The 12321-nt window shown below is 71.4% G+C and carries 13 protein-coding genes; 10 read left to right on the top strand and 3 right to left on the bottom strand.

Features of this window, described 5'->3' with window-relative positions; translation table 11 throughout:
- Nucleotides 1–40: 40 nt before the first annotated feature.
- Entirely contained in the window at nucleotides 41–580 is a 540-nt protein-coding gene (locus ACGFNI_RS23705; RefSeq protein ID WP_393686621.1) for a Pycsar system effector family protein, read from the top strand.
- An 18-nt stretch (nucleotides 581–598) separates the two neighbouring features.
- Here the strand turns inward: ACGFNI_RS23705 and ACGFNI_RS23700 are convergent, their stop codons facing one another.
- Nucleotides 599–1531 carry a LysR substrate-binding domain-containing protein gene (locus tag ACGFNI_RS23700; RefSeq protein ID WP_393686620.1) on the bottom strand — a complete coding sequence of 311 codons (933 nt, stop codon included), beginning with the start codon at nucleotides 1529–1531 and terminating at the stop codon, nucleotides 599–601.
- Between the two features lie 84 nt (nucleotides 1532–1615).
- Here ACGFNI_RS23700 and ACGFNI_RS23695 point away from each other — a divergent pair, with 84 nt between their 5' ends.
- The 9 genes from ACGFNI_RS23695 to ACGFNI_RS23655 are packed head-to-tail and all read left to right on the top strand — an operon-like array spanning nucleotide 1616 to nucleotide 10009.
- Nucleotides 1616–3094 (top strand): 2-hydroxymuconic semialdehyde dehydrogenase, encoded by a 1479-nt coding sequence (locus ACGFNI_RS23695; RefSeq protein ID WP_393686619.1) that lies wholly within the window; start codon nucleotides 1616–1618, stop codon nucleotides 3092–3094.
- Nucleotides 3091–3948, top strand: a complete 858-nt coding sequence (locus ACGFNI_RS23690; RefSeq protein ID WP_393686618.1) for a 2-keto-4-pentenoate hydratase — start codon at nucleotides 3091–3093, stop codon at nucleotides 3946–3948. The genes ACGFNI_RS23695 and ACGFNI_RS23690 overlap by 4 nt, the downstream gene beginning before the upstream one ends.
- Nucleotides 3945–4883: an acetaldehyde dehydrogenase (acetylating) gene (locus ACGFNI_RS23685; protein ID WP_393686617.1), complete on the top strand. Its 939-nt coding sequence runs from the start codon at nucleotides 3945–3947 to the stop codon at nucleotides 4881–4883. Before ACGFNI_RS23690 ends, ACGFNI_RS23685 begins: the two co-directional genes overlap by 4 nt.
- Nucleotides 4880–5929, top strand: a complete 1050-nt coding sequence (gene dmpG / locus ACGFNI_RS23680; RefSeq protein ID WP_393686616.1) for a 4-hydroxy-2-oxovalerate aldolase — start codon at nucleotides 4880–4882, stop codon at nucleotides 5927–5929. The genes ACGFNI_RS23685 and dmpG overlap by 4 nt, the downstream gene beginning before the upstream one ends.
- Nucleotides 5926–6741: a 2-keto-4-pentenoate hydratase gene (locus ACGFNI_RS23675; protein ID WP_393686615.1), complete on the top strand. Its 816-nt coding sequence runs from the start codon at nucleotides 5926–5928 to the stop codon at nucleotides 6739–6741. The genes dmpG and ACGFNI_RS23675 overlap by 4 nt, the downstream gene beginning before the upstream one ends.
- Nucleotides 6734–7201 (top strand): RidA family protein, encoded by a 468-nt coding sequence (locus tag ACGFNI_RS23670; RefSeq protein WP_393686614.1) that lies wholly within the window; start codon nucleotides 6734–6736, stop codon nucleotides 7199–7201. Before ACGFNI_RS23675 ends, ACGFNI_RS23670 begins: the two co-directional genes overlap by 8 nt.
- A complete protein-coding gene (locus ACGFNI_RS23665) occupies nucleotides 7198–7719 on the top strand; it encodes a 3-hydroxyanthranilate 3,4-dioxygenase (protein WP_393686613.1) in 522 nt (173 codons plus the stop codon). The genes ACGFNI_RS23670 and ACGFNI_RS23665 overlap by 4 nt, the downstream gene beginning before the upstream one ends.
- A gap of 8 nt (nucleotides 7720–7727) precedes the next feature.
- A complete protein-coding gene (locus ACGFNI_RS23660) occupies nucleotides 7728–8732 on the top strand; it encodes an amidohydrolase family protein (protein WP_393686612.1) in 1005 nt (334 codons plus the stop codon).
- Nucleotides 8729–10009, top strand: a complete 1281-nt coding sequence (locus tag ACGFNI_RS23655; RefSeq protein ID WP_393686716.1) for a carboxylesterase family protein — start codon at nucleotides 8729–8731, stop codon at nucleotides 10007–10009. Before ACGFNI_RS23660 ends, ACGFNI_RS23655 begins: the two co-directional genes overlap by 4 nt.
- Nucleotides 10010–10159: 150 nt before the next feature.
- Here ACGFNI_RS23655 and ACGFNI_RS23650 read toward each other — a convergent pair whose 3' ends face one another.
- Both ACGFNI_RS23650 and ACGFNI_RS23645 read right to left on the bottom strand, forming a co-directional pair.
- Nucleotides 10160–10978: a class I SAM-dependent methyltransferase gene (locus tag ACGFNI_RS23650; protein WP_393686611.1), complete on the bottom strand. Its 819-nt coding sequence runs from the start codon at nucleotides 10976–10978 to the stop codon at nucleotides 10160–10162.
- The gene (locus tag ACGFNI_RS23645; RefSeq protein ID WP_393686610.1) at nucleotides 10975–12309 is read right to left on the bottom strand and encodes a helix-turn-helix transcriptional regulator; all 1335 of its coding nucleotides are present in this window, start codon (nucleotides 12307–12309) and stop codon (nucleotides 10975–10977) included. The genes ACGFNI_RS23650 and ACGFNI_RS23645 overlap by 4 nt, the downstream gene beginning before the upstream one ends.
- Nucleotides 12310–12321 lie beyond the last annotated feature (12 nt).

Below are 12321 nucleotides of genomic sequence, written 5' to 3'. Positions count from 1 at the left end.
CGGCACGCAGATCCCGACGGCTACATCAGGAGTACGGGAAATGACGGATGTAACTGGCTCATCCCCACCCTCAGCGGCGTCCCGCTCCACCGCGCACGAGGTGAAGGGGGTACAGACCGCCGAGCGTCTGCTGGCCGAAGTGCGGAACGAGATCGGCCGGGCCGACAGCAAGGCGTCCGTGCTCATCGCGGCGATAGGGGTGTGTGCGGGTGCGGTGGTGAGCGGACAGTGGGAGGCCGCACTGCTGGTCGGGGCCGGCCGGGTCTTCGGCGGAGTCGGCAGCCTGGCCTGGGTCGCGGCGGTGGGCTTCCTGCTCTTTGCCACTTTCCCCCGGTACCGGTCGAGCCGCTGGCGCACCGGTCTCCCCGTCACCTATTTCCTCGATGTCCGGCTCGCCGCGCGCACGGGGATGCTCGCCGACGCACTGCGCGGCGCCGAGGATGACCAGCTTGCCGGACTGGTGACGGCGCTCGGTGACGCGAGCGGCATCGCCGCGGCCAAACATCGCTGGATCAGGATGGGGCTCAGCTGTTTCGCACTCGGCGCGGTTGCGCTGGTACTGGGGGTGCTGGTGAGTTGATGAAACGGAGCAGCCCCGCTAGCCGAGCAACTCCGCCAATTCCCCCGCTTCCTCCCGCAACCGCTGATGCAGTGCCTCCGCCGCCGGTGACAGGGGCCGGTCCGACGGGCGGGTGATGCCCACGGCCTGGCTGATGGATTTGAGGGGGGTGTCGATGAGGCGCAGGTCGGCGTCCTGGGTGGCGATCAGCAGGGGGAGGGCGGCGATGGCGTCGGTGGACAGGAGGAAGTGGCGCAGGGTCGGCATCGAGGTGCATTCGACGCGGTCGGCGGGGAGTTCGACGTTCTCGTGGGTGAAGAGTTCCTCCAGTTCGGCGCGGAGCGCGGTGCGGTCGATGGGCAACACCCAGGGGTAGCGGCGTAGTTGGGCCAGTGACGGGCTGCGCTGCCGGTGGGCCGGGTGGCCTGCGCGGGCGGCCAGGCGTACGGGCTCGCGGTAGAGCTGCTCGTGGGTCAGGCGCGGGGGCGGGGAGCCGATGAGGCGGCCCAGGGTGAGGTCGATCTCGCCGGAGAGCAGGCCGGCCCGCAGGGTGTCGGGGTCGGCCTCGCGGACGACGACGGTGACCGACGGGTGGGCCGCTTTGAGTGCCGCTATGGCGCGCGGCAGCAGCAGGTTCGAGCCGGCCAGGTGGATGCCGATGGTGACGGTGCCGAGGTTGCCGGCGGCGAGGTGGGTCAGCTCCTCGCCGGCCTGCCGCAGCTGGGCCAGGACCGTGCGGGCGTGGCCGACGAAGGACTCGCCGTACAGGGTGAGGGTCATGCCGCGGTGGTGGCGCTCGAACAGCGGGACGCCGAGGATCGTCTCCAGGTCGTGCAGGGCGCGGGTGACGACGGGCTGGGTGATGTGCAGCTCCTGGGCCGCCCGGATGACGCTGCCCTGGTCCGCGACGGCGGTGACGAGCGTGAGGTGGCGCAGTTTCAGCCGGCCGTCGAGAAGCTTCTCGCTCTCCATGGACTCAGGGTATGCCCGTAGGGCTATGGCAAGGAACGTAAAGAGCATTATTCAGGCATGGCTGAGGTGCCTAGCCTCGCTGACATGAGCCGCAGCAACTCGCTCCCCGTGCGGGAGATCCGGAACTTCGTGGACGGCGCCCTGGTGGACGGCGTGCACACCTTCGACAAGATCAGCCCGGTGGACGGTTCGCTCATAGGACGGGTCCACGAGGCGGATCAGGTCCTGGTCGACGTCGCCGTCCGTGCCGCGCGCCGGGCGCTCGACGGGCCCTGGGGCAGTACCACCGTCCCCGAACGCGCCCGGTTGCTGCGACGGGTCGCCGACGGCATCGAGAACCGCTTCGACGAGCTGGTGGCGGCCGAGGTCGCCGACACCGGCAAGCCGGTCGCGCTGGCCAAGGAACTCGACGTGGCGCGCGCCGCCGCGAACTTCCGCGCCTTCGCCGACACGATCTCCGCCACCGGCCTCGACTCCTTCCTCACCGAACTTCCCGGTGGCCGCAAGGCGCTCAACTACGCGGTCCGCAAGCCGCTCGGCGTGGTCGCCGTCATCGTGCCCTGGAACCTGCCGCTGCTCCTCCTGACCTGGAAGCTCGCACCGGCCCTGGCCTGCGGAAACGCCGTCATCGTCAAGCCGTCGGAAGAGACGCCTTCCACGGCCACGATCCTCGCCGAGATCCTCCAGGAGTCCGGGCTGCCCAACGGCGTCTGCAACGTCGTGCACGGCTTCGGCCCCGAGTCGGCGGGCGGGTACCTGACCGAGCACCCGGACGTGGACGGGGTGACCTTCACCGGCGAGTCCGCGACCGGTTCGGCGATCATGCGCGCGGTGGCGCCGCGGGTGCGGCCCGTCTCCTTCGAACTGGGCGGCAAGAACGCCGCGTTGGTGTTCGCCGACACCGACGTCGAGCGGGCGGTGGACGGCCTCGCCCGGTCCGTCTTCACCAACACGGGGCAGGTCTGCCTGTGCACCGAGCGGGTCTACGTCCAGCGCCCGGTCTTCGACGAGATCGCCGCCGGACTCGCCGAGCGCGCCCGCGCCCTGCGGCCGGGACGCCCCGAAGACCCGGCGACGACCACCGGGCCGCTGATCTCCCAGGCGCACCGCGAGAAGGTCCTCTCCTACTTCGAACTCGCCCGGAAGGAAGGCGCGGAGGTCCTGGCCGGCGGCGGCATACCCGACCTCGGCCCGGACCTGGCGGGCGGTTCCTGGATCGAGCCGACGCTGTGGACCGGCCTGGAGCACACCGACCGCACCATGCGCGAGGAGATCTTCGGCCCGGTCGCAGGACTCATCCCGTTCGACACCGAGGAAGAGGGCATCCGGCTGGCCAACGACTCGCCGTACGGCCTCGCCTCCTGCGTGTGGACCAGCAACCTGGACCGCGGCCACCGGGTCGCCCAGCAGATGCGCACCGGCATGGCCTGGGTCAACACCTGGTTCCTGCGCGACCTGCGCTCCCCCTTCGGCGGCACCGGCCTGTCCGGTATCGGCCGCGAGGGCGGCACGCACTCCCTCCACTTCTACTCCGAGCCGACGAATGTGTGCGTGCAGCTGTGACCACCACCGAACCAGGTGCCGGGCCCGCTGCCCGCGACCTCACCCCCGAGCAGGCCGCGGCGGTCGAACGCCTGCGGACCGCCGCCGCCACCAGGACCCCCTGCGCCCCCGTCCGTGACCTGATCGGCGACACCGACCAGGACGCCGCGTACGCCGTGCAGAGCGCCGTCATCGCCGACCGTCTGGCGGCCGGGGCGCGCCGGGCCGGCCGTAAGATCGGGCTGACCTCGCCTGCCGTGCAGCAGCAGTTCGGGGTCTTCACCCCCGACTACGGCGTGCTGCTCGACGACATGGTGCTCACCGACCGCGAGCCCGTCGACATCGGCCGCTTCCTCCAGCCGCGGATCGAGGCGGAGGTCGCCTTCGTGCTCGGCCGCGACCTGGACGGCGATGCGGTCACCGCGGCCGAGGTGATCAGGGCGACCGACTTCCTGCTGCCCGCGCTGGAGATCGTCGACTCGCGGGTGGCCGGCTGGGACATCGGCATCACCGACACCGTCGCCGACAACGCCTCCAGCGGCGCCCTGGTCCTGGGGACCACCCCGCGCCCGCTGTCCGCCGTCGACCTGCCGGGCCTCGGCATGGCGCTCGACCACCGCGGCGAGATCGTCTCCACCGGATCGGGGGCCGCCTGCCTTGGCACCCCGGTGGCCGCCGTGGTCTGGCTCGCCCGGGAGGCGGCCCGCCGGGGCGCCCCGTTGCGGGCCGGTGAAACGGTGCTGTCCGGGGCGCTCGGCCCGATGGTGCCCGTCACCGGGCCCGGTGTCTTCCGCGCCCGGCTCGACGGGCTCGGCGAGGTCCACGCCGACTTCATCCGGGACACCCGGAACGTTCAGGAAGGGGGCGCGGTATGACGCGCGCCGTAGCGATCATCGGATCCGGCAACATCGGCACCGACCTGCTGTTCAAGGTCAAGCGGCTGTCGCAGACCCTGCACGTGGCCGCCATGGCGGGTGTCGACCCGGAGTCCGACGGGCTCGCCAGGGCCCGCAGGCTGGGCGTCGCCACCACCCACGACGGGGTCGAAGGGCTGCGCGCCATGCCGGAGTTCGCCGATGTCGAGGTCGTCTTCGACGCCACGTCGGCCGCCGCGCACCGGCACAACTACGCGGTGGTGAAGGAACACGGCAAGCTGATGGTCGACCTCACCCCGGCCGCCGTCGGCCCGTACGTGGTGCCGCCGGTCAACCTCGACGCGCACCCCGGCGCCGACAACGTCAACATGGTCACCTGCGGCGGGCAGGCCACCGTCCCGGTCGTCGCGGCCGTCTCGCGGGTGACCCCGGTCCGGTACGCGGAGATCGTGGCCTCCATCGCCTCGCGCTCGGCGGGCCCCGGAACCCGCGCCAACATCGACGAGTTCACCGAGACCACCGCCGCCGCCATCGAGCAGGTCGGCGGCGCGGAACGCGGCAAGGCGATCATCGTGCTCAACCCCGCAGAGCCGCCGCTGGTGATGCGGGACACCGTCTTCTGCCTGATCGAGACGGCCGACCGGGACCGGCAGGAGGAGATCCGGCGCTCGGTGACCGCCATGGCCGACGCGGTCCGTGAGTACGTACCCGGCTACCGCCTCAAGCAGGACGTGCAGTTCGACCCCGTCGACGAGCCCTTCGTGCCCGGCATCGGGCGCGCCTTCCGCGGCACCAAGGTGTCGGTGTTCCTGGAGGTCACCGGCGCCGGCCACTACCTGCCCGACTACGCGGGGAACCTCGACATCATGACCTCAGCCGCCCTGCGCACCGCGGAACGCCTGGTCGCCGGGGAGCGGGAAGGAGCCACCCGATGAGTACCCAGACCGGCGGCGCGGACGGCAGGTCCGTCTTCGTCCAGGACGTCACCCTGCGGGACGGCATGCACGCCGTGGGCCACCGCTACACCACCGAACAGGTCCGCGCCATCGCCTGCGCCCTGGACGCGGCCGGCGTCGACGCCATCGAAGTGGCGCACGGCGACGGCCTGTCGGGCTCCAGCGTCACCTACGGGCACGGCGCCCGCACCGACCTGGAATGGATCGAGGCCGCCGCGTCCGTCGTCCGGAGCGCCCGGCTGACCACCCTGATCCTGCCCGGCATCGGCACCATCGACGACCTGCGCCAGGCGCACGCCGCCGGGGTGCGCAGCGTGCGGGTCGCCACCCACTGCACCGAGGCCGACGTCGCCGCCCAGCACATCGCCTGGGCCCGCGAGAACGGCATGGACGTGGCCGGCTTCCTGATGATGAGCCACCTCAACGACCCGGCGGGGCTGGCCAAGCAGGCGGCCCTGATGGAGAGTTACGGCGCGCACTGCGTCTACGTCACCGACTCCGGCGGCCGGCTGACCATGCCCGACGTCGCCGCCCGGGTACGCGCCTACCGCGACGTCCTCGACCCGGGCACCGAGATCGGTATCCACGCCCACGAGAACCTCTCGCTGTCGGTCGCCAACAGCGTGGTCGCCGTCGAGAACGGCGTGACGCGGGTGGATGCCTCGCTCGCAGGACAGGGAGCGGGCGCGGGCAACTGTCCCATCGAGGCATTCGTCGCCGTCGCCAACCTGCTCGGCTGGCGGCACGGCTGCGACCTGTTCGCCCTCCAGGACGCCGCCGAAGACCTGATCCGTCCGCTCCAGAAGCGGCCCGTACGGGTCGACAGGGAAACCCTCACCCTCGGCTACGCCGGGGTGTACTCCAGCTTCCTGCTGCACGCCGAACGCGCCGCCGCCCGCTACGGTCTCGACGTGCGGGAACTGCTCCTGGAGGTCGGCAGGCGGCAGATGGTCGGCGGCCAGGAAGACATGATCGTCGACGTGGCGCTGGATCTGGCCGCCGCGCGTGAGGAAGGCGCAGCATGACCACCGCACACCACCCGGCCGCCCGCAACGGCGCGGTCCACGACACCGCCGCCGGGCTGCTCGACACGGCCGCGGTCCGCGCCGAACCGGTACCCCAGCTCACCTCGTCGGGCGCGCTGACACTGGACGAGGCGTACCGCGTCCAGCAGCTGCTGATCGGCCGCAGGCTGGCCCGCGGCGAGCGGATCAGCGGCGTCAAGCTCGGCTTCACCAGCCGTACGAAGGCCGCGCAGATGGGCGTCTTCGACGTCATCTTCGGGCGGCTCACCGACGGCATGCGGATCGCGGACGGCGACCGCGTCCCGCTAGGGCGGTACGTGCACCCGCGCGTGGAGCCGGAGGTCGCCTTCCGGCTCGGCACCGACATCGGACCCGGTGACGACCTCGACCCGGAGAGCGCCGTGGACGCGGTGGCCCCGGCCCTCGAAGTGATCGACAGCCGCTACCGCGACTTCCGCTTCACCCTCCAGGACGTCGTCGCCGACAACACCTCGGCCAGTGGCTACGTCCTCGGCCCGTGGACCGCGCTCTCCGACGCCGGCGACCTCGCCAACCGCGGGGTGCGCCTGGAGATCGACGGCAGGACCGCCGAGACCGGCTCCACCGCCGCGATCCTCGGCCACCCGCTGCGCGCCGTGCACGCCGCCGTGCGGATGGCACGCGCCCAGGGGCACACCCTGCGGGCCGGGAGCATCCTGCTGGCAGGCGCCGCCACCCCGGCCGTCGCGCTGACCCCTGGCACCTCGGTGGAGGCCACCGTGACCGGGCTCGGCAGGGCGGGCTTCACCGTGGGGGAGGCCACCGATGAGTGACGGCATCGTCGTCCCCGGCAAGGCGACGCCGCGCGGACGTTTCCCGCACGTCAAGGCCGCAGGCGAGCTGGTCTTCTTCTCGGGGACCAGCAGCCGCAGGCCGGACAACACGATCGCGGGCGCATCGGCCGACCACATGGGCGCCACCACCCTCGACATCCGGGTGCAGACCCGGGCGGTCCTGGAGAACGTCCGCGAGGTGCTGGCCGCGGCCGGCGCGGGGCTCGACGACCTCGTGCAGGTCACCACGTACCTGGTGAACATGAACGACTTCGCGGGCTACAACGAGGTCTGGGCCGAGTACTTCGACGAGAGCGGCCCCACCCGGACCACCGTCGCCGTGCACCAGCTCCCGCACCCGCATCTCCTGATCGAGATCCAGGGCATCGCCCGCAGGAACGACGGCGCCGCCGCCGACGACAACGCAGCCGAGGACAGCGGAAGGGACGGTCAACGATGAGTCTTCCCCCGGTCATCAACTTCGCGCAGTGGGTGAACGAGCACGCCGACGAGCTGAAGCCGCCGGTGAACAACCGTCAGATCTGGGACGGTGTCAGCGACTTCATCGTGCAGGTCGTGGGCGGCCCCAACCAGCGGACCGACTTCCACGTCGACCCGTACGAGGAGTGGTTCTACCAGGTCAAGGGCAATATGCACGTCAACGTCGTGACCGATGAGGGGCAGCGGCGGATCGACGTCCGCGAGGGCGAGATGTTCCTGCTGCCCGGCAACGTCCCGCACTCCCCGCAGCGCCCCGAGGCGGGCTCGATCGGCCTGGTCATCGAGCGGATCCGGGAGGAGGGCACCCTGGAGAGCTTCCAGTGGTACTGCCCCGGATGCGACGCGCTGGTGCACGCCGAGGAACTCCAGGTCCGCGACATCGTCACCGACCTGCCCCCGGTCTTCGAGAGCTTCTACGACAACGAGCAGGCGCGCACCTGCCGCGCCTGCGGCACGCTGCACCCCGGCAAGGGCTGAACACCACCATGAGACACATCGACATCCACACCCACTACGTCCCCCGCGCCTGGCCCGACCTGGCGAAGGAGGCGGGCCCCGCGGGGGACTGGCCCTGGCTGCGCGCCACGTCCGAGCGCGAGGCCATGATCATGGTGGGCTCCCGGGAGTTCCGCCGGATCGGCGCCGACTGCTGGGACGCCGAGACCCGGCTCGCCGACATGGACGCGGACGGCATCGACCTCCAAGTCGTCTCGCCCACACCGGTGTTCTTCTCCTACGCGCGCCCCGCCGACCAGGCCGTCAAGACCGCCCGGATCTTCAACGACCTCGCCCTGGAGATCTGCGCCCCCGCCCCCGACCGGCTGCTGCCCTTCGCGCAGGTACCGCTCCAGGACCCGGAAGCCGCCTGCCGGGAACTCGACAGGTGCCTGGACAACGGCCACCACGGTGTGGAGATCGGCAACCACGTCGGCGACCGCGACCTCGACGACGAGGGTGTGGTGATGTTCCTCCAGCACTGCGCGGAACGCGGGGCGCCGGTCTTCGTGCACCCCTGGGACATGCCCAACTCGCCGCGCCTGGACCGGTGGATGGCCCAGTGGCTGACCGGCATGCCGGCCGAGACGCACCTGTCGGTGCTGGCCCTGATACTCGGCGGCGTCCTCGACCGGGTGCCGTCTTCGCTGAAGATCTGCTTCGCGCACGGCGGCGGCTCGTTCGCCTTCTGGCTCGGCCGGCTGGAGAACGCCTGGCACCAGCGCGCCGACGTCATCGCCACCTCCCAGATGCCGCCGTCGAAGTACCTCGACCGCTTCTCCGTCGACTCCGTAGTCTTCGAACCGGCCGCGCTGCGCACCCTGGTGGACACCCTCGGCGCCTCCCAGGTGATGGTCGGCAGCGACTACCCCTACCCGCTCGGCGAACGCCCCGTCGGCGCCGTCGTGCACCGCGCGGACTTCCTCACCGACCAGGACAGGACCGCGCTGCTCGGCGGCAACGCCCAGCGCTTCCTGGGACTGCCGGAGGACTGACCGGACGACCGACCGGACGACTGAGAGGAGTTCCCGTGGACGCACCGAACGAAGCCGCGACCGCCGCCGTGCGGCGTACGGGCCCGATCCGCTACGCCACCGCCGACCGCTTCGGACCGCCGCAGCGCACCCCCGCCGGTTCCGACGAGGCGGCGAGCGGCGAGATCTGCCCGCAGCCGCCCTCCCGGCTCGACGCGGTGATGGGCACGCCCTACGACCTGTACCTGCAGGGCGAGGACTGCCTCAGCCTCCGCATCACCGCCCCCGCCGCGCCGGCCCCGCCCCGCCCGGTCCTGGTCTTCTTCCACGGCGGCGGCTTCTCCAGCGGCTCCGGGCTCCTCGACTGGTACGACGGCTCCCGGCTGAGCGCCGAAGGCGGCCTCGTCGTGGTCAGCGCCGGCTACCGGCTCGGCCCGCTCGGCTTCCTGCGGCACCAGGGCGTCAGCGAAGGCAACCTCGGCCTGCTCGACCAACTGGAGGCGCTGCGCTGGGTGCGGGAGAACATCGCGCGGCACGGCGGCGACCCGGACAACGTCACCGCCTGCGGCCAGTCCGCCGGCGCCATCTCGCTGGCCCTGCTGCTCCGCCACCCCGAGACGCCCCGGCTGCTGCGCCGGGCGATCCTCCAGAGCCCGGTGCTCGAACTGGCCACCACCCTTCCCGAACAGGCCGCGGAACAGGGCGCGTTCTTCGCCGAAGCGCTGGCCGGCGACCCGCGCACCGCCACCTTCGGCGAACTGCTCGGGGCACGCTCTGCCACCGCCGAGCACGTCGCCGCGCGGACCGGCAGCCGCGTGATGCCGCCGTTCGGTCCGGTGCTCGGTGTGCCGCCGGTGCCCGCCGAGCCGCCCACCGCCGGGCTCGACGGCATCGACCTGCTGGTCGGCTGGACCCGGGAGGAGCTGACCGCCTTCGGCCTGCCCCGGGAAGCGGCCCGCGCCGCCGAGGAGGAGGCGTTCACCCGCCCGGTGGCCGAGTTCGCCCGCTGGGCCCGCGCGGCCGGCGCGCGGCTCGCCACCTACCGCCTGGACTGGGCCCCCGAAGGCTCCGCCTACGGCGCCACCCACTGCCTCGAACTCCCGCTGCTGCTGGGCGACGAGGCCGCCTGGCGTGACTCGCCGCTGCTCGGCACCGTCCCGTGGCACGAGGTCGACGCCTTCGGCCGGGCACTGCGCGCCACCTGGTCCTGCTTCGCCCGCACCGGACGCGTCGACCCCGCGCCCACCGCCGGGTACCCGGTGCGCTGGGGCGAGGACCAGGGAGTCTCCGCGGCCTGACCCGCCGCGGAGCACGAGCCACCGGTGCCGGTCCCCGTGGACCGGCACCGGTTCCGGCCGGGCCGCCCCCGCCCCCGTGGGGCGGCCCGGCCACCGGGCGGCCCCGGTCCCTGACCACGACCGGGGCTGCCCGTATGCGTAGAGCGCCGGCTAGCGGGAGCACACCAGGAGGCCGCCCCGTGCCTCGATCGAAAACGCGCCGTGCTGGGCGATGTGGCGGTCGACGATCTCCCGTGCCCGCTCGATGGTGGGCGCGAAGGGCACCTCGTGGTGGTCGGCCCAGGCTCGGTAGGACTCCATGTGGGCCACCACCGGTTCGGCACTGCGTACGGTGATGGTGCCGGGCAGGTCGATCGACCGCACCGTGCCGAATGCCTCGCCCAGCAGATCCCGGGCCTTCTCCAGAGAGAATCGCGCGCTGAGCGAGATGCGCGATGGTCCCTTCTCCCGCCCGAGCACGTCACCCGCTGCGCGCTCCCACAGCTGGTTGAGTTCGGACTTGTCGCGGTCACTGTTGGTCGACGCGATCACGATCCCCCGCTCAGTGATCACGCGCGAGAGTTCTCCGACGGCCTGGGGGATGTCCCTTACGTGGTACAGCATGTGCAGGGCGAGTGCCGCCGCCACACTGTGGGAGCGCAGTGGCAGGCGCTCGGCGTCCGCGATGCCCACGTGCCCGGGGACGCCATCGAGGATTCCCGCCGACACGTCGAGACCGAGCAGGCGAAGGTCGGGCCGGCCCGCGCGGATGCGCTGGATGAACCTGCCGTTCCCGCACCCCACGTCGACAACGGTTCCCCGTAGGGCCTTCAACTCCTCCATGACGAGCCCGGGGAGGTCGTAGCGTGGTGCCTGCCACCGGTAGAGCGACTGCCGGGCGGCGAGGGCACGGTCATTCCGATACGCGCTGCCCGTCAGGGTCGACCGGTCGGTCACCGCGGCGTCGTGTCCGGCGCACGGCCCCGTCATGTGACGTGCCTGCGGGACGTGTTGGGGAGGGGGTTCCTCACGGCAGCCTCCTGGAGTCGTTCCCGCAGGTTCGCGACCTGCGGGGATCCACGGTACGCACGGGCGGACAACTCTTCGCCGAGATCACCGAGCCGGCGGGCGATGCTCGCCGACCGGGTCTCGGGGCGTGCGTTCAGCACATATCCGAGCATCGCCTCCGTACCGTCGACGTCGCCCGCCATCATGTGCCCGCGCGCGAGATCAACATGCGCGGCGAACAGGTCACCGACGGATCGGTCATCGTTCTCAGCCCCCCGGTACAACCGGACCGCGGTTTCCGCGCTCATGATGGCCTGCTGTACGTGGATCTCACCGCCGAGCGCGAGATGGGTTGTCCCGGCATAGGCAGCCTGTTTCGCAACCGGAAAGCTGAAGATCCCCGGCACCTCGTCTTCGCCGTTCATCTTCTCGCGCAGTCGCTCGGCCCTTGCAAGCGCTCGCACGGCTCCGCGCTGGTCACGCCCCGCCGCCAAGGCTCGCGCTTCGAGGCTGGCGAGTCGCGCACCGATGCTTCCGAAGGCGACGAACTGCTGCCCCGCTCGGGCCAATTGAGCGGCCCGCAGAGTGTCGCCCGCCCAAAAGGCGATCAAGGAATCCGCGGCACGCACCCATGCCCTCATGCCGTTGTGCTGGGCCACGTCCGCACACGCCCAAGCCGCCCGCGCCTGAGCCGCCGCCGAGTCATAGTCGCCGGCATCGAGGCACACATGCGCCGAGATCCCGCACAGGCGTCCCGCAATCACATATAACTCAACGGTTTGCGAAGGTCGTTGCCTTCCCTTCAGGAGCCCGAATGCGGTCTCGCGGAGGTCTCTGATCTCTGCATGCAGTTCCGAGAGCGGGTGACTCACATAGTGCCGAGCGAGGCGCGCCACATCGGCATGAAGGCCCTCAACCGCGGTGATGTCCGTGTTGGTTGCCGCGATGAAACGGATGAAGGCCGAAGAGGACGCCGCATCCGCAGCGAGGGAAGCCGCAGCGCTCTCCACCGTCTCTGAAGGGCCATGTGCCGACCCACTCATTCCAGGTTTTGCGTCCACGGCACTATGCCGTCGCTGCTTACTGACCGCTGTTGCCCGATCGAGCAGTGATCGGTCCACCCCGAAGACCGCGGCCAGACACGTACGCGTGTAGGGAGTGGGGAGCCGCTTCTCACGCTCGTATCTCCCGATCTCCTTCCCCGTCTTGGCGGCACTGCCTTCCAGGTCGTTGCACTTGTCAGCAACGTCCTGCTGGGTCCACCCACGAGGCTCACGCAGACGCACGAGCAAGGGGCCGATGCCGTCGTCCATCACACCTCCCCG

This window comes from Streptomyces sp. NPDC048644 (genome assembly GCF_043199105.1).
Classification (GTDB): domain Bacteria; phylum Actinomycetota; class Actinomycetes; order Streptomycetales; family Streptomycetaceae; genus Streptomyces.
The sequence above is the reverse complement of the archived record's forward strand: the minus strand, read 5'-3'. Positions and strand labels throughout refer to the sequence as shown.

Excerpts from the sequence above, each read along its gene's own strand:
- ACGFNI_RS23650 (WP_393686611.1), bottom strand. The coding sequence starts at position 10,978 with ATGACGGGGCCGTGCGCCGGACACGACGCCGCGGTGACCGACCGGTCG.
- ACGFNI_RS23675 (WP_393686615.1), top strand. The coding sequence starts at position 5,926 with ATGACCACCGCACACCACCCGGCCGCCCGCAACGGCGCGGTCCACGAC.
- ACGFNI_RS23660 (WP_393686612.1), top strand. The coding sequence starts at position 7,728 with ATGAGACACATCGACATCCACACCCACTACGTCCCCCGCGCCTGGCCC.
- ACGFNI_RS23670 (WP_393686614.1), top strand. The coding sequence starts at position 6,734 with ATGAGTGACGGCATCGTCGTCCCCGGCAAGGCGACGCCGCGCGGACGT.
- ACGFNI_RS23705 (WP_393686621.1), top strand. The coding sequence starts at position 41 with ATGACGGATGTAACTGGCTCATCCCCACCCTCAGCGGCGTCCCGCTCC.
- ACGFNI_RS23645 (WP_393686610.1), bottom strand. The coding sequence starts at position 12,309 with ATGGACGACGGCATCGGCCCCTTGCTCGTGCGTCTGCGTGAGCCTCGT.
- ACGFNI_RS23685 (WP_393686617.1), top strand. The coding sequence starts at position 3,945 with ATGACGCGCGCCGTAGCGATCATCGGATCCGGCAACATCGGCACCGAC.
- ACGFNI_RS23665 (WP_393686613.1), top strand. The coding sequence starts at position 7,198 with ATGAGTCTTCCCCCGGTCATCAACTTCGCGCAGTGGGTGAACGAGCAC.
- dmpG (WP_393686616.1), top strand. The coding sequence starts at position 4,880 with ATGAGTACCCAGACCGGCGGCGCGGACGGCAGGTCCGTCTTCGTCCAG.
- ACGFNI_RS23700 (WP_393686620.1), bottom strand. The coding sequence starts at position 1,531 with ATGGAGAGCGAGAAGCTTCTCGACGGCCGGCTGAAACTGCGCCACCTC.
- ACGFNI_RS23695 (WP_393686619.1), top strand. The coding sequence starts at position 1,616 with ATGAGCCGCAGCAACTCGCTCCCCGTGCGGGAGATCCGGAACTTCGTG.